Source organism: Ruegeria sp. AP7 (assembly GCF_056539905.1).
Genome location: NZ_JBQFVT010000005.1, coordinates 89,889 through 116,209 on the forward strand (window position 1 = coordinate 89,889; position 26,321 = coordinate 116,209).

Genomic DNA, 26,321 nt, shown 5'->3' on the forward strand with positions numbered 1-26,321 from the left:
ATGAGAAACCATCTTATCATATCCGGCCTCGCTCTTGCAGCCGCAACAGGGACGGCTTCAGCGCAAGAGGCGTGTTCAACCTACGAGATCCAACGCGGTGATAGCCTACGGGAGTTGGCGATCGCGGTGTATGCGACCGAAGACTATCGGCCAATATACGATGCAAACCGCGATGTAATTGGCTCGAACCCAAATATCATTCGTGTTGGAGATATTTTGACATTTCCCTGTCTGGAGGATTTGGGGCGTGAAGCTCTGGTTCCTGATACCGAGGCTGGTCGTATAGCGGCGGAAATGGCGGCGGAATTAGTTAAAGCAGCGGAAGAGCGCGCCGAAAAAGCCATTGCCGCAGCAGAGGCACGCGTGGCTGCTGCTGAGGCAGAAGCGCAAAAAGCAAGCGAAGATGCGGTAGTTGCTGCAAAAGCGGCGGCTTTGGAAGAGATCGAAGCCGCTCGTGCCGAAGGTGCAGCGCTGATCCGAGACGCAAAGGGTGGCGAGCGCCCGGAAGTTCGTGACCGTCAGATCTTGATGATCACAGGTGGCAACTATGCTCCGTTCACGGACGAGGCATTACCAAATCGTGGGCTTTATACAAACCTCGTGGAAACAGCGATGCTGCGAGCCGCGCCCGAACAACCGTACAAAATTCAGTTTGTGAATGACTGGTCTTCGCATCTCGATCTTCTGATGCCAACGCTTGCGTTTGATGCCACATTCCCTTGGTCGCGTCCAAATTGCGAAGCAGCAGATGGTCTGTCTGAAAAGGACCGTACTCGGTGCGAAACCTATAACTTCTCGAACCCGTTCTACGAAGTTGTAGATACCTTCTTTGCGAAGGGCGGGTCGGGCTACGAACAGACTCTGACCTATTCGGATTTCGCTGGCGCCACGATCTGTCGGCCAGAAGGCTGGTCGCTGTCACATATGGATGCGGTCGGTCTCTATGAGCCGGCAATCACCCTGATGCGGCCGGTATCGCCGGATGATTGTTTCCATGCGGTCATGGATGGCTCCGCCGATATTGTCGCAATCGAAGCCCACTTGGCGGTCGAGGCAATCGGACGGCTCGGCTATGAGCATCAGATCATCGAAAATCCCAACCTGGCGGCAATCAAGTCGCTTAACGTCATGACCCACAAAGATAATCCAGATGGGGAAGCCGTCCTTGAGACGCTCAACCAGGGTCTGGCGATCATGCAGCAATCTGGCGAGTGGCGCGACATCGTATCAACCGCACTGCGCTATCAAATGGAAAATGGCTAAGGCCCCCGAAGGCCTGACAAAACAAAAGTCTGGAGGAAGTGGACATGTTTAACAAGAAACTGAAGAAAGCAGTACTGTCGGCAACAGCCCTCACTGCCCTGAGCGCAGGCGCAGCTGCCGCACAAGAGGCCTGCTCTAACTATACCGTTCAGGATGGTGACACACTGGCAACCATTGCCATCGCAGCCTATGGCACCTCGAACTATCAGCCGATATTCAACGCGAACCGCAACGCGATCACCAATCCAGGTTCGCTTGAAAATGGCTTGGTTCTGGCTTTGCCCTGTGAGGATGGCAGCCTGCCAAACGGCCAGAGCGCGCAAGAACTGATTGCTGCTGAAGAAAAGCGTGCAGCGAGTGTCAAACGCTCGAACGTCTATGCACCGCCGATCAAGATGGTCGCAGGCAACGGTTGGGAACCGTTCACGACTGAAGCCCTGAACGGTGGCGGCATCATGACCCGACTGGCTACAACAAGCCTCCAGCGCGCAGGCAACAGCCGCGACTTTTCAGTCAGCTTTGTAGATGACTGGAGTTCGCATCTGGATACACTGTTGCCATTGGGTGCGTTTGATATTTCGATCGCGTGGACTGTACCGGATTGTACCAACCGCTCTTATGAGTGGTCTGCAGAGACCGAAGCCCGCTGCACCCAATTTGTCGCTTCTGTTCCGGTATATGACATCGTCGGCGGCTTCTTCACTTTGCCTGAAAGCGAGTACGCAAAGGCTACGGATTTTTCAGACCTTGAGGGATCAACCATTTGCCGTATGGCAGGCTGGAGCATGGTTGTACTGGAAGAACAAGGTCTGAACCGCGAGAATACAACTGTTGTTCAGCCCAATTCGGCCCGAGATTGCCTTGATGCGGTATTGACCGGAACCGCAGATGTGGCCGCGTTCGAGGTCGATCTGTTCGCGTCGACAATGAAAGACATGGGTTTGACTTCGGCTGACATCGTTGAAAACCCGTATGTATCCACTCTGTCGTCGATGAGCTTCCTCGCACATCGCACCAACCCGTTCGCACGCGAATACATAGCGATGATGAACAAGGGTCTGATTGAGATGCGTGAATCCGGCGAATGGTATGCGATTATCTCGGACACGCTGCGCGAACAAAACGAAAAGCTTAACGCGGCATCCAACTAATCCCTCGGTCGATACGACCATTTTTGGGCCGGTCTTTTGACCGGCCTTTTTTTATCAGGTTCTTACTGACGAAAGAGAGTAGTAGAGCGCAAGAACCACAAAGCGAAGAATCACGGGTCGAAAACAGTGTATTGGGCTTAAAGCGCAGACATAAGGTTAACAAAAAACGCTTTTTGCTAATAAAAAGCAGCTTCCTACGGGAATCCCCCAATATTCAGCGCGAGTAATAAGCGTAGGATTAACTCAACTGCACCGGTGAGGCGAAAGCCCCACCACTCACTCAGAAAAGGGCTGGCTATGGGGGTCGGCCCTTTTCTTATTCTGGAAACAAAAAAACCGGCCCGCAATGGGGCCGGTATATTTTTTGGGCATCGGTGCCTGAACCGCGCTCAGTCAATAAGCGCGTTCAACGTCGCACTTGGCCGCATTACGGCTGCCGCTTTGGCGGGATCGGTGTGATAATAACCACCCAAATCCGCAGGCGCGCCTTGGGCTGCTGCCAGCTCTGCCAGAATCTGTTCTTCCTTGTCTGCCAGCTCTTTTGCAAGCGGTCCAAACTCGGCGGCAAGATCAGCATCATCGGATTGCGCCGCCAGAGCCTCGGCCCAGTAGCGGGCGAACCAATAGTGGCTATCGCGGTTGTCCGGCTGACCAACCTTACGAATGGGCGACTTGTTGTTGTCCAGAATACCCTGTGTCGCCGCTTCAGCAGCCGCACCCAGCACGCCTGCTTTGGCGTTGCCCTTACTTTCTGCCAGGAAGTTAAGAGACTCTCCGAGTGCACAGAACTCACCCATGGAGTCCCAGCGCAGGTGGTTTTCTTCGACCAACTGCTGCACGTGCTTCGGAGCCGAACCGCCCGCGCCGGTCTCAAACAGACCACCGCCATTCATCAATTTAACAATCGACAGCATCTTGGCTGACGTACCGAGCTCCAGAATTGGGAACAGATCGGTCAGGTAGTCCCGCAACACATTACCGGTGATGGCGATGCTGTCTTTGCCTGCCGTGATGGTCTCCAACGACTGGCGGGTTGCCTCGCGCGGGGCCATGATTAGGAACTTGTCGGCCACGCCTGCGGCCTCAAGCGCCGGTTTAACGTATTTGATTAGCTCGGCGTCATGGGCGCGGTTGGCATCTAGCCAGAAGATGGCCTCGGAACCAGTCAGGCGCTGACGGTCCATCGCCAGTTGGATCCAGTTCTCGATCGGAGCTTTCTTGACGGTACAGGCGCGCCAAATGTCACCCTTTTCAACTGCATGCTCATGCAGCGTTTCGCCATTGGCCAGCACGATACGGATGGTTCCATCTGCGGGTGCCTCGAACGTCGTCGGGTGCGATCCGTATTCCTCGGCTTTCTGCGCCATCAGTCCAACGTTGGCGACGGCACCAGCGGTGGCTGGGTTCAATGCGCCATTGGATTTGAAAAATTTGATGGCCTCATCATATACTGGTGCATAGCAACGGTCAGGGATCACGCAGTTGGTATCGCCCTTGGCACCAGCTTCGTCCCAACCTTTGCCGCCAGCGCGGATCACGGCGGGCATCGACGCGTCAATGATCACATCTGACGGGACGTGCAGGTTGGTGATGCCGCGATCAGAGTCCACCATGTACATCGAGGGGCGATCTCCTTTGATCGCGTCGATTGCGGCGACGATTTCTGCGTTGCCCTGAACCCGTTCAAGCAGATCACCGAGCCCCGAGTTCGGATTTACGCCCAACGCATCCAGTTGTGCGCCAAATTTCTCGAATACTGGCGCCAGCCAAGCTTTGACAGCATAACCAAAGATGATTGGGTCACTGACCTTCATCATTGTCGCCTTCATGTGCAGCGAGAACATGGTGGCGTCTTTCTTGGTGTCTTCGATGGCGTCTGCAAGGAAGGAGGACAGAGCCTTGACCGACATAAAAGTTGCATCCGCCACGGTACCTTCAGCCAGAGGCCAACCGTCTTTCAGAACTGTTACCCCGCCGTCTTTACCGACGAATTCAATCTTTGCATCGCCAGCCTGCGCCGTCGTGATAGTTGCCGATTTCTCGTTGGCGTAAAAGTCGTCGCCTGACATCGACGAAACTTTGGTCTTGCTGTCAGCGCTCCATTCCCCCATCGAATGCGGGTTTTTCTGAGCATAATTCTTTACGGCACGTGCAGCACGGCGGTCGCTGTTGCCTTCCCGTAGCACAGGGTTCACAGCTGATCCTTTGATGGCGTCATACCGCGCGCGGATTGCCTTTTCTTCATCTGTCGAAGGCTCTTCAGGGTAGTTTGGAATGTTGTAGCCCTGCGACTGCAGCTCTTCGATGGCAGCCACCAATTGCGGTACCGAGGCCGAGATGTTCGGCAGTTTGATCACATTTGCATCTGGAGTTTTCACCAACTCACCCAATGCAGCTAGGTCATCAGTGATGCGTTGTTCGTCTGTCAGGTTCTCGGGGAAGGTCGCGATAATACGCCCGGCAAGCGAAATGTCTTTGGTTCCAACGCTGACACCAGCGGCTGATGCAAACTTGCGGATGATGGGCAGGAACGAGGCGCTCGCCAGTTCCGGCGCTTCGTCTACAATGGTATACAATACGTCGAAGTTCGATTTTTCTGCCATATTCCCTTACCTTTTTTAAGCCTTTCAGGGGCGTGCGATCCAAGAGTATGTGCCGCTGTAGTTTTGGCACCGAGCCGTAAGGGGACACGTCGGCCCCACGGGTGACTCTGATTTGACAGGGCCTCCAATAAATGAGGATTGGCTTAGGATCAATCGAATACAGAGGCGCAAATTGACACGGGCCTTAATACCTTTTGCTGATGCCTAGTTTTCACCCATCTGGGAAACGGATTTCAAACTGCGTACCTCTATCGGAAGGGATCAGCGCAATATGCCCGCCATGCGCGCTCATCAGATTAGCGACGATAGTCAATCCCATACCGGTCCCTCCCCGTTCGCGGGCCGTGGTGAAGAACGGATTGAAGATATGATCCCGGTTCCAATCGGATATGCCAGGTCCATCATCCTGAATTATCAACCGTTCGTCTTCCGCCGTCAGGGCCACCCGCCCTGCCCCGTGTCGGCGGGCATTGTCTAACAGTTGGTTCAACACAATCCACAGACCAGAAGAGGCAAGAGGAAAGGTCCGCTCGCACCCTTCAACGCTGATATCCAGCTCGGGAAATGACGTACGCATTTTGTGAGCAAGTCCAGCAATCGTAGATGTTCCATGGTGTTCAGGCACCCTTGCCTGGGCAACACGATTCAAGGCGGCAAGCTGCATTTGCATTTGATCGCTTGCGCCCAGTATCTGGTGTAACAATGTGCGATCCTGATCTGTAAGTGCATCGGCCTCCGTCAATAACTCGCCTGCAGCACGGATTGCTGTGACCGGGGTTTTCAGCTCATGTGTGACGTGATCTGCAAACACACGGATCGAAGCTTCGCGCCGTTGTAAAGTATCTGCCATACTCAGCACTGAACCGGCGAGGCGAGACAGCTCCTGCGTTCCAAAGTGATCGGGTGGCTCGGCCGGCTGACCCTGTTCCACCGCGCTTGAATAAGAAGCGAGCGCCGAAATCGGTCGGAGTAATAGCCGGACCATAAGATACCCAAGCACTCCGGTCGCGCAGCCGATCAGGACCGCCAGAAGACCTGCAGCATTGCGAAATCCGATTTCAGGTCCAAGGTAGCGCAAAGCAATCAGACCCAGCAGAGACAAAACGAGCGTACCTGCAAGACCTCCGCCAAGAACAAATCCCAATGAAGGACGCCACTTGCGCCTTAACCCGGCCATGTGCCCATCCGTAACCCGATTCCGTGCACGGTCTCGATAGCCCCGATCCAGCCTTGATCCCCAAGCTTGCGGCGAAGATTCCTTAGATGACTGTCCAGTGTGCGGTCGGCTACGGCGCTACCTGCGCCATAGATCGCATCGATCAATTGAGGGCGCGAGACTATAGCCTCGGGTGTTTGCATCAATCGGCGCAGGATTGACAACTCGGTTGCGGTCAACGCAAGCATAGACCCATCAACCCAAACCGAATGGCCGGAAACATCCAACTCTACAGGGCCATGCCGAAGAAACGTGGTCGAGCCTTCTGCGGTACTGCGTTTGAGGATGGCTTTGATCCGCGCAACCAGTTCGCGCGGGCTGAAAGGTTTGGTGACGTAATCGTCGGCCCCCAGTTCAAGACCCAAAATTCGGTCTATCTCATCATCGCGTGCGGTCAGGAACAGGATCGGTACGTCAGAACGCGCCCGCAGGCGACGACAGACCTCAAGTCCGTCAAGCTCGGGCAAGCCGACGTCCAGCACAACCAGATCAGGCGCTTCCCGTATCGCATGGGTCAGCGCCATCTGACCGTCTCGCGCTGTGACCGTCTGATAGCCTGCCCGCTCGAGCGTGATCGAAACCAACTCGCGCAGGCGCGGATCATCATCCACGACGAGGATTTTCATCAACCTTCTCCGGCAATGTTTCGGCGTTCAGATTACGGATCACCCGATCTGCGCGAAAGCCCCAATTCCTCCAATTGTCGATGACCGGAGGGGTTGCGCAATCCCGCAGTCGGCTGTCTTTCATCAATTCGGCCGCAGCCATATGATTGAGCTGGCATGCGTAGTAGAAATCAAACCGAACCGGATGCTCAATATTCCAGCGGGCAATCAATGCGGCGAAATTTACAAAACAGCACGCATAGAGCACGATAATCCCCAAAGCTATTGATCGGACCATTAGCCACCGGTTCGATTTGCCTTTCAGAATTTGCCATCCAGTCAGGCTCAATCCCACTACAACAAGCACCATCCAGATCGCAGCGTGAACCCGTAGGTAGGTCAACCCGTAGGATTCCACATATAGCGATAAGCGCATCATGGAAGAGATCACCAGCAGCACGTTCTGCGCAAGCCATAACATCATCCATCTTGTCAGCCCTGACCTCTCGTTCAAAAAAGGCCGTGCAACCAGCGCAAACGCACCTGCAAGCAAGGCCGTTGCCAGCAACGGATAGGCGCCGCGATGCGCATATTCCGCATAGCTCATCCCTTTGGGAAGTTCCGCGCTACCCCACAGATACACGACATCCATACCGGTTTGGATCGCCAGAAGCATGTTGAATTTGATCAGTGCGTTGGCAACAGACTGTGCGTTCACGCCAAACGCTGGAAAGCCACGCCTCTGCTTGGGTCCTAACCGCGGGGATAGCAATTCTGGTTGTCGGACAACCGCGAGGATCGGCCAGATGAGTATTGCGACTCCGAACCAAAACAACAGCCGATCGAAGCGCAGATCAAAACGCCATATCCGATCACTCCATTCCGATAAGACTGGATTGGCTGATATTATCAGAGAGGCCAGAACCAATGCCCCACCAACGGGAAAGCTCCACTCACGCAAAATGCGATGCGCTATCCTTTGGTCCTTAGATATAGAATGACCGTGTTGAGCCGCCTCAATCCCTTGTCTGATCGATAGCAAGGGATATTGGGACAGAAACCGGCGCACCGAGGTCCCCTGACATTGCCCTGACACGGCCCAACATAACGCCACGGTCGATCCGCCCAGCAAGAAGGCCAAGGACAAGGCCTGAACATATTCCACGACCGGCAATATGCTGAGTACCAAAAGCACCGCCGGTCCCGTCATACCAGCACGGCGGCCCAGCAATACCCAAACAACTCCGGCAACCGCGAGCGCATAGGCCGCTAAAGAAATGCCGGGCGCATGTTCGAAAAACAATACATCTGCTAGTGCAACCAGAGTGACCAATCCGACGGTGGCATCGCGATTACTTGGTCCCGATGTGCCATCTTCTTTGCTCGGATTCTTGTCAGCGGCGTCAAGCCACCAACTATCCTGTAAAACCGACGCAGGAACACCGCGCACGATGAACTGTCCCATATTACTGCTCCTTGTTTATGCTAGCCCTATTTGGCCCGCTTGGGTGCAGATCACCGCACAGCGGTCGTGCAGATTTTGTGCAGAGACGTTTTTTCCCAGATCAAGGCCTCTTTCCCTTGCACCTTTAGCTGGCTAAGACGGTTTTCCAACCGTAAGTCAGGAGGCCCCCTTGGACCGTATCGCCCGCACTATCGCCACCGAAATCAACGCACGTCCGGAACAAGTTGGGGCCGCCGTTCGATTGTTGGAGGAAGGTGCGACCGTGCCATTTGTCGCCCGCTATCGGAAGGAAGTGACGGGTGGCTTGGACGATACACAACTGCGCACTCTGTCCGACCGCTTAACTTATCTGCGCGAGCTTGAGGCCCGACGCGAGACAATTCTGGCCTCGATCAAAGATCAGGGGAAACTGACGGATAATTTGGTGAAATCGATTGTCCAGGCCGAGACCAAGGCGCAACTCGAAGACATTTATCTTCCCTACAAGCCCAAGCGTCGAACCAAGGCGATGATTGCCCGTGAGAAAGGCTTGGAACCACTGGCCGATGCCATTCTGACTGACCGTTTAGCGGAGCCAGAGGGCTTGGCCGAGAAGTATCTGAATGAGGTCATTCCCACGGCCAGAGACGCCCTGAATGGCGCACGTGACATCATCACGGAACGACTGACCGAGAACGCTGTACTGTTGGGAGAACTGCGCAACTTCATGCAACGCGAAGCGCTGCTGAGTGCGAAAGTTGTCGAGGGAAAAGAACAGGAGGGCGCCAAGTTCAGTGATTACTTCGATCACTCGGAGCTTTGGTCCAAGACTCCATCGCATCGGGCGCTCGCAATGTTGCGTGCCTCAAAGGAAGGTATCGTAACACTCGATATCGCGCCGGAACCCGAGGCAGGGGCTGCACGGGCCGAGGCCATGGTGGCGGCACATCTGAACACACGAAGTGACGCGCCAGGGGACAAGTGGCTGCGTAAGGTTGCGGGTTGGACATGGCGGGTCAAGCTGTCGCTGTCGATGATGGTCGAGTTGATGGCTGACCTGCGCAGCCGCGCGCAGGACGAGGCAATCCAGGTGTTTTCGCGCAACCTCAAAGACCTGTTGTTTGCAGCTCCGGCAGGTGCACGCCCGACGCTGGGGTTGGATCCCGGCATACGCACTGGCGTCAAGGCAGCCGTAGTGGATGCAACCGGCAAGGTGGTTGCAACGGATACACTCTATCCTTTTCAGCCCAAGAACGACCTGCGAGGTGCGCAGGCTGCGATCCTGAAACTCATCGCCACCCATAAGATCGAGCTTATTGCCATTGGCAACGGCACAGCCAGCCGCGAGACCGAACGTTTGGTGGCAGACACGCTGTCGCTGCTGCCCAACACGATTAAAGCGCCCACCAAGGTCGTTGTGTCCGAAGCCGGAGCTTCTGTCTACTCCGCTTCCGAACTTGCTGCGCGTGAATTTCCTGATCTTGACGTTTCGCTGCGTGGGGCGGTTTCGATCGCACGCCGCCTGCAAGACCCGTTGGCCGAACTGGTCAAGATTGAGCCAAAAAGCATTGGCGTTGGTCAGTACCAGCATGATGTCGATCAGCACCGTTTGTCACAATCGCTGGAATCGGTGATCGAAGATGTGGTGAACGCTGTGGGTGTAAACCTGAACACTGCATCGGCACCCCTTCTATCACATGTATCAGGTCTTGGTCCGGGTTTGGCTGATGCGATCGTAACCCACAGGGACATCCACGGTGCCTTCGCGTCTCGTCAGGATTTGCTGAAGGTGGCCCGCCTTGGCCCACGCGCCTTTGAACAATGCGCAGGTTTCTTGCGTATCCGGGATGGATCAGAACCTCTGGATGCGTCTTCGGTTCACCCCGAAGCCTATGATGTCGCGCGCCGGGTGGTCGTGGCCTGCGGTCGGGATATTCGCCAGATCATGGGGCATGACGGTGCCTTGAAAGGCCTGCGCGCCGAACAGTTTGTTAACGACAATTTCGGTTTACCCACGGTGCGAGACATATTCACCGAACTTGAAAAGCCAGGCCGAGACCCCCGGCCAAGTTTCAAAACCGCTTCCTTTACCGATGGTGTTGAAGAGATCACAGACCTGAAACCTGGCATGGTTTTAGAAGGTACCGTTACCAATGTGGCCGCCTTCGGCGCATTTGTTGACATCGGTGTGCATCAGGACGGGTTGGTTCATGTCAGCCAACTGGCCGATCGGTTCGTAAAAGATCCGCATGAAGTGGTTAAGACAGGGCAGGTTGTCAAAGTCAGGGTGGTTGAGGTCGACGTACCTCGTAAACGCATTGGGTTGACCATGCGCAAGGATGGTGGAGCTTCTGCCCGTGAGGACAATGCGCTTCGTGGCAAGGGCAAACCCGCGCGACCAGTCAAGCCGGGGGAACAGCGGCGCGGACATGGCGGCCAGTGCACCCAGAATGGTGCTTTTGGTGACGCCCTCAGAGACGCCTTCAACAAACGTTAGGTTGCAACCCCTGCACAAGGCAACTAGGCGGCGTGTTCCTCACGGCATACCAGTCAACTGATCCCCAGCAGAGCCGAGGACAAAACGGGGCGCTAACATTCGGGTGTTGCAACTCGGGCGATGATCTGGATGATGCTGATCCATGATGGCCGACAAATTCGGCCAACCGCATGAAAATGCGGTCACAACAAAAAATGGGGAGACGACTTATGTCATTCAAAACTCTGATGCTTGCCGCCAGCGCAACAGCGATGATCGCGGCGGGTGCTTCGGCGGAAACGCTGCGTTGGGCGCGTGCCGGTGATGCACTGACGCTGGACCCGCACGCGCAGAACGAGGGTCCAACTTCGGCCATGGCGCACCAGATCATGGAAACTCTGGTGATGCGTGATCATTCCGGTGCATTAGTACCCTCTCTGGCAACTGAATGGGCGCCGTCCGAAGACAACCCGAACGTCTGGGTATTTAAACTACGCGAAGGCGTCACGTTTCACGATGGGGCCGAGTTTGACAGCGATGACGTTGTATTCTCGCTAAACCGCGCCATGACGCCGGATTCCGATTACAAGGAACTGCTTGCTTCGGTGAAAGAGGTGCGTGCACCCGACAAGTTCACGGTTGAAATCGAAACTGATGGCCCAAACCCGATCATGCCCAACAACCTGACCAACATGTTCATGATGGACAAGGATTGGGCTGAGGCAAACAATGCCGTCAAGGTGCAGGACTATGAAGGCGGTGAGGATACCTTTGCAGCTAAGAACGCCAATGGCACCGGACCTTACAAGCTGGTCAGCCGCGAACCGGACGTGAAAACCGTTCTGACTGCCAATGAGAATTACTGGGGCAAGGATGAGTTCCCGCTTCAAGTGACCGAGATCGTCTACACCCCAATCCAGAACGCCGCGACACGCGTCGCTGCCTTGTTGTCGGGTGAAGTGGATTTCATTCAGGACGTACCGGTGCAGGATCTTGAGCGTGTCGCCGGAACCGATGGGCTGGATGTACGGACCGCACCACAGAACCGGGTGATCTTCTTTGGTATGAACATGGGTGACGCCGATCTGACCTCGGACAATGTGGATGGTAAAAATCCGCTGGCTGATGTCCGAGTTCGTCAGGCGATGTCGAAAGCGATCAATCGTGATGCGATCAAACAGGTCGTGATGCGTGGCCAGTCTGCTCCTGCGGGCATGATCTCACCCCCGTTTGTGAATGGTTGGGACGCAGATATGGACGCGTCTTCGTCAACCGATATCGAAGGGGCCAAGGCGCTGATGGCCGAAGCGGGCTATCCTGACGGATTCTCGCTGACCCTGAACTGCCCGAATGATCGCTACATCAATGATGAGGCAATTTGTCAGGCGGCGGTTGGCATGTTGGCCCAGATCGGGGTCACCGTGAACCTAGACGCCAAACCGAAGGCTCAGCATTTCCCGCTGATCAACAATCTGGAGACAGACTTCTACATGCTGGGTTGGGGTGTTCCGACATATGACTCGGAATACATCTTCAACTTCTTGGTGCACTCGAAGGGTGAGAAGTATGGCTCTTGGAACGGCACGCGTTACTCCAACCCGGATTTGGATGCCAAGATCGTAGCCCTAGCCTCGGAAACCGATCTGCCCGCGCGCGATCAGCAGATCGGAGACATCTGGCAGGTTGTTCAGGACGAGCAGCTGTATATCCCGATCCACCACCAGGTATTGAACTGGGGTATGAAATCGGGCGTCGGCACCATCGTTGAACCGGAAGATTCACCGAAGATCAAATACTTCGAGATGAACTAAACCATCCATTTGGATGTTGATCAGGGCGCGTTTTCGCGCCCTGTTCTTGTTTGTGCCGCAGGTAACGGGACTGTGATCTCAAACCGAGAGTGTCTTTACGTGGTGGCTAAAAAGCTGGATTGTTTCAGCGATAACAGGGAGTTTTCGCCATGATCTTCAGAAAAAGTGCCATTGGCCTGGCCATGTTGCTTGCCAGCACCGCACAGGCCGCCGATTTCAAATGGGCCTCGACCACCGATCCGCAGACGATGGACCCCCATGCGGTTAACTCAGCCCCCGTACTTGGGTTCCTGAACAACGTTTACGAAGGTCTGGTCCGCCGCGGCAAGGACATGAGCGTCGAGCCCGCACTGGCCGTCAGCTGGGAGCCGATTGGAGATGGTGAAGGTTGGCGGTTTAAGCTGCGTGAAGGCGTAACATTCCACGATGGCAGCAACTTTGACGCACAGGATGTCCTGTTCAGCTATCAACGCGCATCAGGCGAAGCGGCAGATACCCGCAGTTGGTTCGCCCCTGTCAGTGATGTCGTCGTGGTCGATGACTACACCGTCGATATCATGACGACTGCACCGAACCCTCTGTTCCCGTCTTCGATTGCCAACTGGATGATCATGGATCAGGGCTGGACCGAAGCCAACGACGCGGTGGTGCCTGACAAAGAGACCGGCAACTACGCAACCATCAATGCCAATGGCACCGGGGCATTCAAAGTCACCGAGCGTGAGCCAGGCCTCAAAACTGTGCTGGAACCATTTGAGGGTTGGTGGGGAGATGTCGAACACAACATCACCCGTGCTGAATTTAATCCGATCCAGAACCCGGCGACTGCCGTTGCAGCTTTGCTTTCGGGTGACGTGGACATGATCAACCCTGTACCAATTCAGGACGTCGCTCGGCTGCAGCAGAACGCAGATGTTGATGTCATTCAGGGCATCGAAGCACGTGTGATCATGCTGGGCTTCGACCACGAAGCCGAAGCCCTGAAATACACCGACGATGCAGGCAAGCCAAATCCGTTCCGTGATGCACGCGTGCGCCAGGCAGTTGCACAAGCCGTCAATGTGGATGCCATTCTGGCCACGATCATGCGAGGCAATGCTGAACCCGCCTCACAACTCGTCAGCCCGGCGATGAGTGGATTTTCCGACGCCAATGCGGAACGTCCAGCGTTTGATGTAGAAGCTGCGAAGGCCCTGCTTGCCGAAGCAGGCTATGCAGATGGATTCTCGTTTGGCCTGAAATGTCCGAACGACCGCTATCTGAATGATGAGGCCGTCTGTCAGGCAGTTGTTGGCATGCTTGCGCAAATCGGCATAACGGCCGAGTTGGATGCAATGCCTGTGCGGAACTACTGGCCGGAGCTGCGTGAGGACAATTATGACATGTATCTTCTGGGCTGGAGCCCAGGTACGTTTGACGCTGAACATCCGGTCCGCTTCCTCGTCGCCACTCCAAACGAAGAGAAAAAGCTGGGCAGCTGGAACTTCGGTGGATTCTCGAATGCGCGGGTCGATGAGCTGTTACCGATGATCCAATCCGAGCTGGATCAGACCAAGCGGCAAGCCATGCTGGATGAGGTGACGCAGATTTATCAGGACGAACAGGTCTACGTACCGATGTATGTTCAACCGTTGGTCTGGGGCACGCGCAACAATGTCGAGCTGACACAGCGCCCGGACAACTTCTTCCTTCTGCGCTGGGTGACGGTGAACTGAGCAATGGGCCTGATGATTGCCGGTGTCTATCATGCAGAAGACCCGGCGCCCGATAGCGCGCTTGACGGCGCGTTTCGCCGTCAAGCCTCGACCATCCGTAACGCTTTACCCGATACGGCACTGGAACCAGAGCGGTTTCACCTTTACGCGGCGTGGAATTGCCCTTGGGCGCATCGGGTTTTATTGGTCCTTGCCCTCAAAGGTCTGCAGGATCTCGTCACGGTTGCCTATGCCGAACCGCGTCGCACAGCAGATGGTTGGGTTTATGCAGAAGGCGCCGACGCGGTTTATGGCGCGAGCGCTTTGCATCACGCCTATGCCCGCGTGACCCCCGCTTATACCGGGCGGATCACGGTACCGCTGCTTTGGGATAGGCTTCACGACAAGGCCGTCTCAAACGAATCCGCTGATCTGGTGCGGAAGCTGGGCACCCTGCCGGGCCATGGCCCAAATCTGGCACCACCAGAAAAGCTTGATCAAATCGAAGCGTGGAATGACAAAATCTATACGCGCCTCAACAACGGGGTCTACCGCGCAGGTTTTGCACGCACACAAGAGGCTTATGAGGCGGGATTCCAAGATGTCTTCGCCACGATGGATGAAATCGATGCACATTTGGCCGCCAACCGCTATCTCTGCGGTGATGCCCTGACCGAGGCCGATCTGCGCCTGTTCCCGACACTGGCTCGTTTTGATGTCGCGTACCATTACGCCTTCAAATGCAATCTGCGCCGCCTGATCGACTATCCAAATCTCTGGGGCTATGCGCGAGAGCTCTATATGCTGCCGGGTGTCGCTGAGACGGTGAAGTTCGACATTTACAAACTGGGTTATTTCTCACCTTCCGAGCTGCGCAATCCGCTGGGTATCGTGCCGTTGGGTCCGGAAATCGATTGGACCACTCCGCATGGCCGAGATAGCTTGACCACCCGGTCGGTTAAAGCATAGACAGACCCACCAATGGGGAAAATCAATGTTCGCATTTATCGTCCGAAGGATGTTCCAGTCCATCATCGTACTTCTGGTCGTGGGGCTGGTAGCATTCTCGATGTTCCGCTTTGTTGGCGACCCGATCGACAACATGCTGGGACAGGAGCGTACGCAGGCTGACATCGACCGCCTGCGCACCGAACTTGGGCTGGATCAGCCTTTTGTGGTGCAATACGCCAAGTTCCTACAAGGTGCTGTACAGGGTAATTTCGGAGTATCCTACCGGCAGGGCCGACCGGTCTCGACTATCCTGCTTGAGCGGGCTCCCGCAACGCTGGAATTGGCCTTTGTTTCCGGATTTCTGGCAATCACCATGGGCATCGCGCTGGGTGTCTTTACTGCGATCCGACGACAAGGGATTGCTGCGAATGTGATCATGACGGTTTCCCTGATCGGGGTTTCGTTACCTACATTCCTAATAGGTATCCTGCTGATCTATATTTTCTCGGTCGAGCTTGACCTACTGCCCAGCTTCGGGAGGGGCAAGACCGTTATGATTGGGCATTGGTCAACCGGGTTTCTGACGGCCTCTGGCCTCAAGGCGCTGATTTTGCCTGCAATTACCTTGGGCCTTTATCAGATGACGCTGATCATGCGGCTGGTCCGATCCGAAATGCTTGAGGTGCTGCGCGCCGACTATGTCCGGTTCGCACGTGCCCGTGGGCTTTCAGATCGCGTCATCAACTTCCGCCACGCGCTGAAGAATACGCTGGTGCCGGTGATCACCATAACGGGTTTGCAGCTGGGTTCGATCATCGCATTCGCCATCATCACTGAGACAGTGTTTCAGTGGCCCGGTGTGGGCCTGCTTTTCATCAACGCAATCCAGTTTGTCGATATTCCCGTGATGGCGGCCTATCTAATGCTGATTTCGGTGATGTTCGTGACGATCAACCTGATTGTCGATCTTCTTTATTATGCGATTGACCCGCGTCTGCGTGTCGACGCGAGGGCCACATGAGCGATACCATGGATACTCCGAAAGCCACACCTAAGACGCGCATGGCCAAGTTTTGGGACAGCGACTTCGCATGGTCATTCCGGCATTCCCCGGTTGCTGTGATCGCCTCGCTGGTTGTCGTCATTCTAGTGCTGGCAGCGATCTTCGCGCCGCTGATCGCGCCTTATAACCCGTTCGACCCCGCAACGCTGAACCTGATGAACGGTTTCACACCGCCGGGCACACCGAATGCCTTTACGCAAGAAACCTTCCTGTTGGGTACCGACGATCAAGGGCGCGATGTGTTCTCCACCATTCTTTATGGTTTGCGTATTTCGCTGTTCGTCGGGGCATCGGCGGTGCTTCTGGCACTTGTTATCGGAGTGATCCTAGGGCTGGTCGCGGCTTATTTCGGCGGTTGGATCGAAACACTGATCATGCGGATCGCCGATGTGCAGCTGACTTTTCCTGCCATTCTTGTGGCAATGCTGATCTTCGGTATCGCCAAAGGGATAACCCCGCCGGAATACCGTGATGAGATGGCAATCTATGTTCTGATCATTGCGATAGCGCTGTCGGACTGGGTGCAGTTCGCGCGGGTCGTGCGTGGTGCGGCGTTGGTTGAGAAGAACAAGGAATATGTACAAGCCGCGCGCCTGATCGGCCGGGGGTCGTTCCCAATCATGTTCCGCCACATCCTGCCCAATGTCCTGAGCCCCGTTCTGGTCATCGCCACAATTTCGCTGGCGCTGGCCATTATCGCTGAGGCGACGCTGAGCTTCTTAGGCGTTGGCGCACCCCCGACCCAGCCATCTCTGGGCACACTAATCCGTATCGGCCAAGGCTTCTTGTTCTCGGGCGAGTGGTGGATCTTGTTCTTCCCGGCCTGTACGCTGCTGGCCCTTGCCTTGTCGGTCAACCTGCTGGGCGACTGGCTGCGTGACGCGCTGAACCCCAAACTGCGGTGATTTCATGAGCCTTTTGACTATCCAAGACCTCACCGTTGAGTTTCCGACCCGCCGCCAGCTTTTCACAGCGGTGGATCACGCCAGCCTGTCCGTTGAGCCCGGTGAAATTCACGGGCTTGTGGGGGAATCCGGTGCCGGTAAATCCACAATCGGCGCCGCTGTCATGGGCCTGCTGGAACGTCCCGGACGTATCGCCAGTGGCCAGATCAAGCTGGGCGGCGAGCAGATCAGTGGCATTGATGCCGAGGCGATGCGAGGGCTTCGCGGCAAGAAGATCTCGATGATCTTTCAGGATCCGCTGACCTCATTGAACCCTCTGTTCACAGTGCGCGAGCAACTGGTTGAAACGATCCAGACCCATCTAGGCGGTACCGAAGCCGAGGCAAACAAACGCGCCCGAGACCTAATTGACCGCGTGGGCATTCCGGACCCGGACACGCGGCTTGATCAATACCCGCATCAGTTTTCAGGCGGGATGCGCCAGCGTGTAGTCATCGCGCTGGCCTTGTGCACCGAACCGGATGTGATCATTGCGGACGAACCCACTACGGCGTTGGACGTTTCAGTTCAGGCGCAAATTCTGGACCTGATCAAGGAACTGGCGCAGGAGCGTCAAGTAGGTGTCATCCTGATTACCCATGATATGGGCGTGATCGCAGACACCACGGATCGGGTGACTGTGATGTATGCGGGAAAGGTGGTTGAAAGCGGTACCACTGCGCAGGTGATGGGCCAGCCACAACACGAATACACCAAGTCCTTGATCGCTGCTGTACCGCGCCCGACACTGAAATTGCATCGCTTCCCCCAGATCAGCTACGGTGGGCGTGAAACACGCTTTGCTATAGAAGATATGGCACGCCATTGGCCAAAGGTGGACAACGACACCACCAATCCAATCTTTGAAATCCGCAACCTGACCAAAAAATTCCTGCAGAAACGTGGCCTGTTGCCTTGGGATCGGACATATTTTACAGCCGTTGATAGTGTCAGCTTCGATATTCACGCGGGCGAGGTCTTCGGGGTCGTGGGTGAATCAGGCTCGGGTAAATCGACCGTCGCGCGGATGATCGCCGGGCTCTACCCGGTTGACGGAGGCACGATCGATTTTCAGGGCCAGCAGGTCAGTGATCTAAGCAATCGTGCGGTGCAAGACGAGTACCGAAAGAACATCCAGATGATCTTTCAGGACCCCTACTCTTCCCTCAACCCTCGGATGCGGGTGGATGAAATTGTTGCCGAGCCAATTCGCCATCATCGCCTGATGGATGGCGCACACATCAAGCGCCGGGTGGATGAATTGTTGGATCAGGTGGGTCTGGGTTCCGGAGCCGGTCAAAAATACCCGCACGAGTTTTCGGGTGGTCAGCGGCAGCGTATTTCGATCGCCCGCGCTTTGGCGACACAACCCCGGTTCCTGATCTGCGATGAGCCAACGAGCGCGCTTGACGTATCGATTCAGGCTCAGATTCTGAACATCCTGAAGGATTTGCAAGAGCATCTGGGCCTGACAATGTTGTTTATCAGCCACGACTTGCCCGTCGTCCGCCAGATGTGCGACCGGGTTGCGGTCATGAAGCAGGGCCAAATCGTCGAGGTACAGGAGACCAGCGAGTTGTTTGCCAATCCGAAAACCGAATACGCAAGCGAATTACTGCGGCTTATGCCAAAGCTTGATGACCTGTCGACCGATGGTCTTGAGGCGGAGTAGACAACACTTACCCTTTCACTTCAGCATCTTTTGACTATCGATCTTGCTCAAATGAACGGAATTCGTTCGCAATTGCGATCGCAGCCATGGTCAGCAGGCGTTCACCATCCTTCGGGTTGGCGAGGGCAGAGTGTGAGCCGACTCGCCCATCTGGGAATTCTGCACGATGTTCATCGGGTGGACCATGTCGGTCGCCTGCGTGATCCCGCACATATTCTGCAGTGAGTTTCCTTGGTGGTTCGGCAGCTTGGTTTGCTGGCAATACGCCGAGTAGAGATTGCGTTATTGCGATTTCGGATGGAGTTGCATGCATCCCTTCCCATTCGCCGTATAGCTGTCTGCGTAGCGTGTTTACAGTGTCGGGCTCCCACCAGCTTCGGATCATCATCTGGTTGTCAGGAAGAGTGGATTTGATGGTGCGGAGGGGTTCCAGATTGGCACCATGCCCATTCACTACGAACACGCCACGAAACCCTTGTGCCAGCAATCCCGCAATGACTTCATTTGCCAGCATCTGAAATACTTCGGCCGAAACCGAAACCGTACCGGGAAAGCCTGTATTGAACGGCGCGGGGGTGTAGGCCAGCGGGGGTGCAACGATCCCCCCGCATCGACTGGCGGCTGCAAGCGCAACTGCCTCAGCGCAAATAGTGTCCGTACCTATGCGACCCATCGGACCATGCTGTTCGGTCGAACCCACCGGAAGCAACACCGCAGCGCCTTGATTTATACGAGCGTCGACCTCGTACCAGGTCATGTGATCAAGCTTCATGACTTCCTGTCCAAGTCTTGATCATTGCTGCGGTGTTAGCCGTGATCAGAGACCCCACCGCTTCTGGTTTTCATCGAAGAAGCCCTGAGCTTTTTTCACTTCGATCCAGCTGTTTACATAATTGATCCAGACCTGATCATCTTGTGGCAACAGCATCGCGATCGGGGATGGCGACCGGGGGCCAGCATTCTTCACACGAACAACCGGAAACTTGGCCTCTAGCGTCGAGCCTTCGATATTCGACGTGATGAACACATCCGCCCGACCGGCAAGCACCTCCTGAAAACCGCGCGCCGGAGCTTCGACCACCTTGATATCAGCATCGGGGAACCATTCGCGCACACGTTTTTCAAAGGTAGTACCCAGGGTTGTTGCGACTTTTACACCGGGTTTGTTGATCGAGTCATACCCGTCAAATTTATCGGCCTTGTCTTTGGTCGTGTACGGGAACAGTTCAACAGAGATGTAGCTGTCAGAGAAACCGGCAACCTTCAAGCGCGGCGGAGAAATCGAAGCCGAGCCGGTGATATGATATTTCCCGGCGACCACCCCATTGACCAGGGTTTTCCAGTCTGTCGGAACATATTCAACTTCGACGCCAAGATCTGCAGCCAATGCGTTCATGATATCTATATCATAACCCTTGTAGCTGTTAGTCGCAGGATCGCGCAGCGACATTGGATTCCAATCTCCAGTTGTCCCGACTTTCATCACACCAGAATCCAGGATTTCATTCAGTGCAGACTGGGCCTGAGCGGCGCTACCAATCGCTAGGCCAAACGCAGCGGCAATGGCTACTTTGAAAAGATGTTTCATGTATTTCTCCTGTTGGTGGCAGTCGGCTAGTTTAGCTGGATTGTTTCTTGATCTAAGCGCAAAGACCACGCTAACCTCAAGAAAATAATTGACTGAGAATAACAAAGGCAGGCCAGCCAATGCCAGACGCCGCGATCGAGTTAGTCGACGTAAACAAGTGGTATGGCACATTTCATGTGCTCAAGGATATCAATCTTACGATAAACAGCGGTGAAAAAGTTGTAATCTGTGGGCCTTCCGGTTCTGGAAAATCGACGGTTGTAAGATGCATCAACCAGCTTGAAAAACACCAAAAAGGTACGATCCGCATAGACGGGGCAGAGCTGTCAGATGACGCCCAATCCGTCGCCACAATTCGATCAGAAGTCGGGATGGTGTTCCAGCAGTTTAATCTTTTCCCGCATTTGACCGTGCTGGAAAATCTGACTTTGGGTCCGATCAAAGCAAGAGGCTTGAGCAAAAAAGAGGCCGAAGAAAAAGCCCGCCATTACCTTGAACGGGTCCATATCCCGGACCAGGCCGACAAACGTCCTATTCAGCTTTCAGGTGGACAACAGCAACGTGTGGCCATCGCTCGTTCGCTTTGCATGGAGCCGAGGGTTTTGTTGTTTGACGAACCCACCTCGGCCCTGGACCCCGAAATGATTTCCGAAGTCCTCGACGTGATGGTTGAACTGGCGCAGGAAGGAATGACCATGGTGGTTGTCACCCACGAGATGGGTTTTGCACGCAAAGTTGCAGACAACATGGTGTTTATGGATGCGGGTGAGATTGTCGAACAAGGAAAACCCGAGCATTTCTTTACTAATCCGCGGTCTGAGCGGTGTCAGAAATTCTTAAGCCAGATTCTGCAACATTGAGTTGGATGTCATGAAGAAACCGCTCCTGTTCCTCCCCCTGTTCGTACTTTTAGCTGGGTGTTCGTCGTCGCAGACATGGGGCTGGTATGTGATTGACCCCACCACCGCATCAGGCTGGACCAATGTCAAGTTTCTGGTGTCTGGGATGGGTGCGACGATCCAGATATCGCTGATCGCGGCAATCATGTCGATTGTGATTGGTCTGCTGGTAGCGCTGCCAGGTCTGTCTGAAAAACGTGGTTGGCGACTGGTGAACCGGATCTACGTGGAGTTTGTCCGCTCGATCCCTCTGCTTCCGATGTTGTTTTGGGTCTTTTATGGTTTGCCAATCGTCTTTCAGTCGATGGGAATGAATATACCCATCGATCCATTCTGGGGGGCGATCATCACATTGGCAATCTCGGACAGTGCCTTTACCGCTGAGATTTACCGCGCCGGGATTCAATCAATTGCCAAAGGCCAAAGCGAAGCTGCGCAGACAATCGGGCTGAACTACTTTCAGACTATGCGCTATGTGATCCTGCCGCAGGCAATCCGACGCATTTTGCCGCCATTGGCCAATCAGTTCATTTACATCGTGAAAATGAGCGCTTTTGCGAGCGTCATTGGTATGCAGGAACTGACACGCCGCGCGAACGAGCTAGTGGTGACCGAATATCGTCCGCTCGAAATCTATACTTTGCTGATCTTTGAATATCTGGTGCTGGTCTTGATAATCAGTGCTGGCGTCCGTTGGTTAGAGCGTCGTATGGGCGCGGATGAACGCGGATAAGGAGAAAACAGTTGGACTGGAAAGACTTCATGGCCGAAACCGAGGCCAATATCGGTGTGTTCTCAAAGGAAGTGCCGGAAACCGCGCGTGGGTTTGGCATTATGGGTAAAGCTGCCAAAACGGACGGTGTACTGAGTGAGAAAACCAAGGAGTTCATGGCCCTTGGCATTGCGATCGCCACGCGATGCGATAGCTGCATCGGTTTCCATGTCCGTTCTTTGGTTCGTTTGGGTGCGACCCGCGGCGAACTGTGCGAGGCTCTGGCTATGGCGACCTACATGGGGGGCGGACCGTCATATGCCTACAGCGCCAAGGCACTGAAAGCGTTTGATGTGTTTTCAGAGCAATCGGGCGAGACATGATCTGATTTGGATGACATATTCCCGCTCATTCGCTTAATGTAGGAATGTTCGGGACATGTCAGCAAACGAAATCAGAACCGAGGGGATGAGGATCGGTGGCGAGGTCGTCTTTGCAAATGAGACAATTCCGGTCCACTACCCTTATACCAATGAAGTTGTCGGCAATGTTCCTGCTGGCCAAGCCGAACATGCGCGTCGCGCTTTTGAGGTTGCCGCTCGATACAAACCCAGCCTGACACGCCATGAGCGTAACCAGATCCTACAACGGACATCAGAGTTAATCGGGTTGCGCCGTGGCTATCTGGTTAAATGGCTCGTGCTAGAGCTGGGCATCTGCCATCAGCACGCAATTTATGAGACAAAACGCGCGCAGGATGTGTTTCAATTCGCAGCCGGTGAAGCGCTGAGGGATGATGGTGAGATATTTTCGTGCGATTTGACGCATAATGGCAGGGCCCGCAAGATTTTCACTATGCGCGAACCGGTGAACGCAATCAGCGCGATCACCCCCTTTAACCACCCTTTGAACATGGTCAGCCACAAGGTTGCTCCGTCAATTGCAACAAACAATTGCATGGTTTGTAAACCAACCGAGCTTACTCCACTGACTTGTCTGACACTGGCGGACATCCTGTACGAAGCCGGTCTGCCCCCTGAGATGTTTCAGGTGATCACCGGGTGGCCGCAGGATATCGGCGATGAGATGATCACCAATGAAAACATTGACATCATCACATTCACCGGTGGTGTGCCAGTGGGCAAGATGATAGCGGAGAAGGCCGCATTTAAGCGTCAGGCGCTTGAGCTTGGCGGCAATGATCCACTTATAGTTCTGAACGATCTGTGTGACGCCGATCTTGAAAAGGCTGCTGGAATTGCGGTGGCAGGTGCTACCGGAAACTCTGGCCAGCGTTGCACCGCAATCAAACGTATTCTGGTGCAGGACAGCGTGGCCGACAAGTTTATGGCATCGGTTCTGGAGAAGGCGAAGAAGATCAAATTTGGAGATCCGCAAGACCCCGAGACTGAGCTGGGTTGTGTTATCCACGACGAAGCCGCTGAACTATTTGATAAACGCGTTCATCTTGCTGAGAAAGCAGGAGCCGAAATACTATACCACCCTGGCCGTCAGGGCGCATTGCTACCGCCCATCGTGGTCGACAAAGTGCCCTATGACTGCGAACTCGTCATGGAGGAAACCTTTGGCCCCATCATCCCGATCATTCGCGTGCCTGAAGATGACGAAGCGGTGATACGCATCTCGAATTCTACGGGGTTTGGTCTTAGTTCGGGCGTCTGCACCAACGACCTTAATCGTGCCATTGCCTATATCAATGGTCTGAATGTTGGCACCTGCAACATCTGGGAACAACCCGGGTATCGCATCGAGATGTCCCCGTTCGGAGGCATCAAAGACTCAGGAAATGGTGTCAAAGAAGGGGTCATTGAGGCCATGAAGTTCTTTACGAATGTCAAAACCTATTCGCTCCCCTGGCCCGGATGAGCAGGTTGATTTGGATAGAAAAGTGAAAACCGGCCAATAGGGAAATGACGGCTTGAGCCGTAGGACTGTAGGCGTCATATGTGCCGGTGGACGCAAGCGCCAAGCCCAGACACAAGTAAGCAACATCATGCAAAAGGTTCTGATCACAGGCACCGTCGGATTTATCGGATTTCATCTTGGCAAACTTTTGCTTGAGAATGGTAATCGCGTTCACGGCTATGACGGGATGACGGATTACTACGATGTCCGCCTCAAGCAGAGCCGGCACGCGCTGTTGTTGGAAAACCCGAACTTTTCGTGTGACGAAGGGATGCTGGAAGACACTGAGAGCTTCGATCGAATGGCTGACGCATTCGAACCGAACGTGATCATCCACCTCGCGGCGCAGGCCGGCGTCCGGTATAGCTTGGAAAACCCGCGCACCTATGTCGAAAGCAATGTTGTCGGAACATTTAACGTGATGGAAGCGGCACGGCGGCATAAAGTACAGCACTTGCTGATGGCCTCCACCTCGTCAATCTATGGGGCTAATCCTGATATGCCTTTTGACGAATGCGAGAAGGCAGATCATCAACTTACGATGTACGCTGCGACCAAGAAAGCGAACGAAGCGATGGGGCATTCCTATGCGCACCTTTGGGATCTGCCGACAACCATGTTTCGCGTATTCACGGTCTACGGCCCCTGGGGGCGTCCGGATCTTGCCTTTTTTAAATTTACAGATGCGATCCTAGAAGATCGGCCCATCGACATCTACAATCATGGCGACATGTATCGGGACTTCACACATGTTGATGATCTGGTGCGAGCCATTTCGCTTTTAATCGATGTCGCTCCGGTTCGGCCCGAATCTCCTGACGATATCGCTGAAGGCGATAGCTTAAGCCCTGTCGCGCCATACCGCATTGTTAACATTGGTAACTCTGACAAAGTGCGCCTGTTGGCTTTCGTTGACGCGATCGAAGAAAGCCTCGGCAAGCCCGCGATCCGAAACTACATGGAGATGCAGATGGGAGACGTGCCCGCGACTTGGGCCAATGCCGATTTGCTGCACCGATTGACTGCCTATCGCCCAAAGACAGAAATCAAGGACGGCATTCAGGCTTTTGTAAACTGGTATCGCGACTATTACAGCAAATAGAGCCTGCGATTTGGTCAATCTTAAAACAACCGCTACTCTGAGAAACTAGGCGGGTCCCCTTAGGGTCACTACAGTTATCAAATTGCTTGTTTCAATGCGTCGAAGATCCGTGCTTGCGTCTGTTCCTGTAGGTATGGGAGCATTGTCAGGCTGATCACACCTGCTGCTGCCTAATCGCCAACTGGCAGATCTGCATTAGGATCTGACGCGGTGGGTTGTTTATTCCTACTCTCAGGCGGTAATAGCACCGATCCTGCCCATGCCGAGCAATCTGACTGAGGACAACGCTCAGTTCATCATCCGAAGTGAAGATAGCGCCCCGATCACCGTAACAACCAGTCGGCTTCGATGGAAGGAAGCTGGAGCACGAGATTTTTGACAAGTTCCCTGAAGGCCTGCCGTGCAGAGATCCGCCAAAGCTCTGCGCCCTATCTTCGATCACAGGCAAACCATGTGCCGAAGCAACTTCATTTATGTGGTCGAAATCAGCAGGCTGCCCATTAAGCGACACAGGGGTAGTGGCCGGGGTCCGGGACATTATCGGCCGAGTCCAACTTATTGGGGTCAAGACTATAGGTGGTGGGATCAATGTCGACATAACCTGGTGTCGTTCCCAATAGCCTGATAAATTTCGCCGTCGCGATTTAGGAAAACCAGGTGTGATGATTTAATCAATCGGCCTAACCTCTAGCGCCATTAGAGCAACCTGCAAGGCATCTGTCCCGTTAGCACATCTGATGCAATATTTGGTGCCGGTGAATGAATTCTCAAACTGAGTGCGTCGCACGTTATCTGCAAACAAATACCCATTGTCTTTTCTGACAGGGCGACTGGTAGAGACCCCATCTTGGGTTTGAGTGATCCGCGAGATATTGGTGCAAAACTCTGCAAATCCAAAAAGCGAGAAATTTCTTAATGAAAAGAACATCTCTGGATGCTCTGGGATCTGCTCTCTGGAAAGCGCGCGAGTATGGCGTCGACACCCGGTTCATTGAGTTGGCTGGCGAAGTCAACACCGCGGTGCATGTGAATGTATTTGGCAAACTTGCAAATGTACTCAATGAACGCAGTAAAGCGGTTCGCGCCTGAATGGCTGCCTTGTTTTGGAAGTTAAAGTAAACTCCGACTGAAAATGGCTGGCGGAGTTTTCCAAGGCCGGCGCGGATCACGCTAAGGCAGTCGGCGTGTTCCTGCCATTTTC

24 protein-coding genes are annotated in these 26,321 nt (G+C 54.5%); 15 read left to right on the plus strand and 9 right to left on the minus strand.

From position 1 onward, the window contains the following. Together ACR0KN_RS11560 and ACR0KN_RS11565 are read left to right on the plus strand one after the other, a co-directional pair. Entirely contained in the window at positions 1-1,263 is a 1,263-nt protein-coding gene (locus ACR0KN_RS11560; RefSeq protein WP_480653634.1) for a type 2 periplasmic-binding domain-containing protein, read from the plus strand. Positions 1,264-1,307: 44 nt separating this feature from the next. Beyond that, on the plus strand, positions 1,308-2,414 hold the full coding sequence (locus tag ACR0KN_RS11565) for a transporter substrate-binding domain-containing protein (protein WP_170475001.1): 1,107 nt from the start codon (positions 1,308-1,310) through the stop codon (positions 2,412-2,414). Between the two features lie 389 nt (positions 2,415-2,803). Here ACR0KN_RS11565 and ACR0KN_RS11570 read toward each other — a convergent pair whose 3' ends face one another. The 4 genes from ACR0KN_RS11570 to ACR0KN_RS11585 form a co-directional block, all read right to left on the minus strand. Then, positions 2,804-5,017, minus strand: a complete 2,214-nt coding sequence (locus tag ACR0KN_RS11570; RefSeq protein ID WP_480653636.1) for an NADP-dependent isocitrate dehydrogenase — start codon at positions 5,015-5,017, stop codon at positions 2,804-2,806. Positions 5,018-5,228: 211 nt separating this feature from the next. After that, a complete protein-coding gene (locus ACR0KN_RS11575) occupies positions 5,229-6,194 on the minus strand; it encodes a sensor histidine kinase (protein WP_480653638.1) in 966 nt (321 codons plus the stop codon). Next, the gene (locus ACR0KN_RS11580; RefSeq protein WP_170774238.1) at positions 6,182-6,859 is read right to left on the minus strand and encodes a response regulator transcription factor; all 678 of its coding nucleotides are present in this window, start codon (positions 6,857-6,859) and stop codon (positions 6,182-6,184) included. Before ACR0KN_RS11580 ends, ACR0KN_RS11575 begins: the two co-directional genes overlap by 13 nt. Beyond that, positions 6,837-8,303 carry a DUF4153 domain-containing protein gene (locus ACR0KN_RS11585; RefSeq protein WP_480653640.1) on the minus strand — a complete coding sequence of 489 codons (1,467 nt, stop codon included), beginning with the start codon at positions 8,301-8,303 and terminating at the stop codon, positions 6,837-6,839. The genes ACR0KN_RS11580 and ACR0KN_RS11585 overlap by 23 nt, the downstream gene beginning before the upstream one ends. 169 nt (positions 8,304-8,472) lie before the next feature. Between ACR0KN_RS11585 and ACR0KN_RS11590 the strand changes: the two genes are divergently transcribed. The 7 genes from ACR0KN_RS11590 to ACR0KN_RS11620 all read left to right on the plus strand — a co-directional run bounded on the left by ACR0KN_RS11590 (position 8,473) and on the right by ACR0KN_RS11620 (position 18,893). Next, positions 8,473-10,779 carry a Tex family protein gene (locus tag ACR0KN_RS11590; protein WP_480653642.1) on the plus strand — a complete coding sequence of 769 codons (2,307 nt, stop codon included), beginning with the start codon at positions 8,473-8,475 and terminating at the stop codon, positions 10,777-10,779. A gap of 209 nt (positions 10,780-10,988) precedes the next feature. Next, on the plus strand, positions 10,989-12,569 hold the full coding sequence (locus tag ACR0KN_RS11595) for an ABC transporter substrate-binding protein (protein WP_010441423.1): 1,581 nt from the start codon (positions 10,989-10,991) through the stop codon (positions 12,567-12,569). A 149-nt stretch (positions 12,570-12,718) separates the two neighbouring features. After that, a complete protein-coding gene (locus tag ACR0KN_RS11600; protein WP_480653644.1) occupies positions 12,719-14,284 on the plus strand; it encodes an ABC transporter substrate-binding protein in 1,566 nt (521 codons plus the stop codon). Positions 14,285-14,287: 3 nt separating this feature from the next. Beyond that, positions 14,288-15,232 carry a glutathione S-transferase family protein gene (locus ACR0KN_RS11605; protein WP_480653646.1) on the plus strand — a complete coding sequence of 315 codons (945 nt, stop codon included), beginning with the start codon at positions 14,288-14,290 and terminating at the stop codon, positions 15,230-15,232. Positions 15,233-15,257: 25 nt separating this feature from the next. Further along, entirely contained in the window at positions 15,258-16,235 is a 978-nt protein-coding gene (locus ACR0KN_RS11610) for an ABC transporter permease (RefSeq protein WP_480653648.1), read from the plus strand. Beyond that, the gene (locus ACR0KN_RS11615; RefSeq protein ID WP_480653650.1) at positions 16,232-17,182 is read left to right on the plus strand and encodes an ABC transporter permease; all 951 of its coding nucleotides are present in this window, start codon (positions 16,232-16,234) and stop codon (positions 17,180-17,182) included. The genes ACR0KN_RS11610 and ACR0KN_RS11615 overlap by 4 nt, the downstream gene beginning before the upstream one ends. A gap of 4 nt (positions 17,183-17,186) precedes the next feature. Beyond that, entirely contained in the window at positions 17,187-18,893 is a 1,707-nt protein-coding gene (locus ACR0KN_RS11620) for an ABC transporter ATP-binding protein (RefSeq protein WP_480653652.1), read from the plus strand. A 34-nt stretch (positions 18,894-18,927) separates the two neighbouring features. On the opposite strand, the gene ACR0KN_RS11625 is transcribed toward ACR0KN_RS11620, so the two are convergent. Both ACR0KN_RS11625 and ACR0KN_RS11630 read right to left on the minus strand, forming a co-directional pair. Beyond that, complete coding sequence (locus tag ACR0KN_RS11625; RefSeq protein ID WP_480653654.1) at positions 18,928-19,665, minus strand: creatininase family protein; 738 nt, start codon at positions 19,663-19,665, stop codon at positions 18,928-18,930. Positions 19,666-19,710: 45 nt separating this feature from the next. Continuing rightward, positions 19,711-20,481, minus strand: a complete 771-nt coding sequence (locus tag ACR0KN_RS11630) for a transporter substrate-binding domain-containing protein (RefSeq protein ID WP_170544166.1) — start codon at positions 20,479-20,481, stop codon at positions 19,711-19,713. A gap of 119 nt (positions 20,482-20,600) precedes the next feature. On the opposite strand from ACR0KN_RS11630, the gene ACR0KN_RS11635 reads away from it, so the two are divergent. The 5 genes from ACR0KN_RS11635 to ACR0KN_RS11655 all read left to right on the plus strand — a co-directional run bounded on the left by ACR0KN_RS11635 (position 20,601) and on the right by ACR0KN_RS11655 (position 25,120). After that, positions 20,601-21,341, plus strand: coding sequence for an amino acid ABC transporter ATP-binding protein (locus ACR0KN_RS11635; protein WP_480653656.1), 741 nt, complete (start codon positions 20,601-20,603; stop codon positions 21,339-21,341). Positions 21,342-21,351: 10 nt separating this feature from the next. Further along, positions 21,352-22,113, plus strand: a complete 762-nt coding sequence (locus tag ACR0KN_RS11640; RefSeq protein ID WP_029621928.1) for an amino acid ABC transporter permease — start codon at positions 21,352-21,354, stop codon at positions 22,111-22,113. A gap of 11 nt (positions 22,114-22,124) precedes the next feature. Further along, positions 22,125-22,475 (plus strand): carboxymuconolactone decarboxylase family protein, encoded by a 351-nt coding sequence (locus tag ACR0KN_RS11645; protein ID WP_480653658.1) that lies wholly within the window; start codon positions 22,125-22,127, stop codon positions 22,473-22,475. Positions 22,476-22,530: 55 nt separating this feature from the next. Then, positions 22,531-23,979, plus strand: a complete 1,449-nt coding sequence (phnY, locus tag ACR0KN_RS11650; protein WP_480653660.1) for a phosphonoacetaldehyde dehydrogenase — start codon at positions 22,531-22,533, stop codon at positions 23,977-23,979. A 127-nt stretch (positions 23,980-24,106) separates the two neighbouring features. Continuing rightward, entirely contained in the window at positions 24,107-25,120 is a 1,014-nt protein-coding gene (locus tag ACR0KN_RS11655) for an NAD-dependent epimerase/dehydratase family protein (protein WP_480653894.1), read from the plus strand. Between the two features lie 154 nt (positions 25,121-25,274). On the opposite strand, the gene ACR0KN_RS11660 is transcribed toward ACR0KN_RS11655, so the two are convergent. Genes ACR0KN_RS11660 through ACR0KN_RS11670 form a run of 3 tightly spaced genes read right to left on the minus strand, consistent with a single transcriptional unit; the run spans position 25,275 to position 26,048 of the window. Continuing rightward, positions 25,275-25,658, minus strand: coding sequence for a DegT/DnrJ/EryC1/StrS family aminotransferase (locus tag ACR0KN_RS11660; RefSeq protein WP_480653662.1), 384 nt, complete (start codon positions 25,656-25,658; stop codon positions 25,275-25,277). Continuing rightward, on the minus strand, positions 25,621-25,737 hold the full coding sequence (locus tag ACR0KN_RS11665) for a hypothetical protein (RefSeq protein ID WP_480653664.1): 117 nt from the start codon (positions 25,735-25,737) through the stop codon (positions 25,621-25,623). The genes ACR0KN_RS11660 and ACR0KN_RS11665 overlap by 38 nt, the downstream gene beginning before the upstream one ends. 50 nt (positions 25,738-25,787) lie before the next feature. Beyond that, positions 25,788-26,048 (minus strand): DegT/DnrJ/EryC1/StrS family aminotransferase, encoded by a 261-nt coding sequence (locus ACR0KN_RS11670; protein WP_480607905.1) that lies wholly within the window; start codon positions 26,046-26,048, stop codon positions 25,788-25,790. On the opposite strand from ACR0KN_RS11670, the gene ACR0KN_RS11675 reads away from it, so the two are divergent. Then, positions 26,036-26,209: a hypothetical protein gene (locus ACR0KN_RS11675; RefSeq protein WP_480653666.1), complete on the plus strand. Its 174-nt coding sequence runs from the start codon at positions 26,036-26,038 to the stop codon at positions 26,207-26,209. The genes ACR0KN_RS11670 and ACR0KN_RS11675 overlap by 13 nt on opposite strands. Positions 26,210-26,321: the final 112 nt, after the last annotated feature.

Coding starts and splice junctions, on each gene's coding strand:
- ACR0KN_RS11625 (WP_480653654.1), bottom strand. CDS start 19,665: ATGAAGCTTGATCACATGACCTGGTACGAGGTCGACGCTCGTATAAAT.
- ACR0KN_RS11575 (WP_480653638.1), bottom strand. CDS start 6,194: ATGGCCGGGTTAAGGCGCAAGTGGCGTCCTTCATTGGGATTTGTTCTT.
- ACR0KN_RS11615 (WP_480653650.1), top strand. CDS start 16,232: ATGAGCGATACCATGGATACTCCGAAAGCCACACCTAAGACGCGCATG.
- ACR0KN_RS11605 (WP_480653646.1), top strand. CDS start 14,288: ATGGGCCTGATGATTGCCGGTGTCTATCATGCAGAAGACCCGGCGCCC.
- ACR0KN_RS11565 (WP_170475001.1), top strand. CDS start 1,308: ATGTTTAACAAGAAACTGAAGAAAGCAGTACTGTCGGCAACAGCCCTC.
- ACR0KN_RS11595 (WP_010441423.1), top strand. CDS start 10,989: ATGTCATTCAAAACTCTGATGCTTGCCGCCAGCGCAACAGCGATGATC.
- ACR0KN_RS11585 (WP_480653640.1), bottom strand. CDS start 8,303: ATGGGACAGTTCATCGTGCGCGGTGTTCCTGCGTCGGTTTTACAGGAT.
- phnY (WP_480653660.1), top strand. CDS start 22,531: ATGTCAGCAAACGAAATCAGAACCGAGGGGATGAGGATCGGTGGCGAG.
- ACR0KN_RS11670 (WP_480607905.1), bottom strand. CDS start 26,048: ATGTTCTTTTCATTAAGAAATTTCTCGCTTTTTGGATTTGCAGAGTTT.
- ACR0KN_RS11560 (WP_480653634.1), top strand. CDS start 1: ATGAGAAACCATCTTATCATATCCGGCCTCGCTCTTGCAGCCGCAACA.
- ACR0KN_RS11580 (WP_170774238.1), bottom strand. CDS start 6,859: ATGAAAATCCTCGTCGTGGATGATGATCCGCGCCTGCGCGAGTTGGTT.
- ACR0KN_RS11610 (WP_480653648.1), top strand. CDS start 15,258: ATGTTCGCATTTATCGTCCGAAGGATGTTCCAGTCCATCATCGTACTT.
- ACR0KN_RS11655 (WP_480653894.1), top strand. CDS start 24,107: ATGCAAAAGGTTCTGATCACAGGCACCGTCGGATTTATCGGATTTCAT.
- ACR0KN_RS11675 (WP_480653666.1), top strand. CDS start 26,036: ATGAAAAGAACATCTCTGGATGCTCTGGGATCTGCTCTCTGGAAAGCG.
- ACR0KN_RS11600 (WP_480653644.1), top strand. CDS start 12,719: ATGATCTTCAGAAAAAGTGCCATTGGCCTGGCCATGTTGCTTGCCAGC.
- ACR0KN_RS11630 (WP_170544166.1), bottom strand. CDS start 20,481: ATGAAACATCTTTTCAAAGTAGCCATTGCCGCTGCGTTTGGCCTAGCG.
- ACR0KN_RS11570 (WP_480653636.1), bottom strand. CDS start 5,017: ATGGCAGAAAAATCGAACTTCGACGTATTGTATACCATTGTAGACGAA.
- ACR0KN_RS11640 (WP_029621928.1), top strand. CDS start 21,352: ATGAAGAAACCGCTCCTGTTCCTCCCCCTGTTCGTACTTTTAGCTGGG.
- ACR0KN_RS11660 (WP_480653662.1), bottom strand. CDS start 25,658: ATGTCCCGGACCCCGGCCACTACCCCTGTGTCGCTTAATGGGCAGCCT.
- ACR0KN_RS11635 (WP_480653656.1), top strand. CDS start 20,601: ATGCCAGACGCCGCGATCGAGTTAGTCGACGTAAACAAGTGGTATGGC.
- ACR0KN_RS11620 (WP_480653652.1), top strand. CDS start 17,187: ATGAGCCTTTTGACTATCCAAGACCTCACCGTTGAGTTTCCGACCCGC.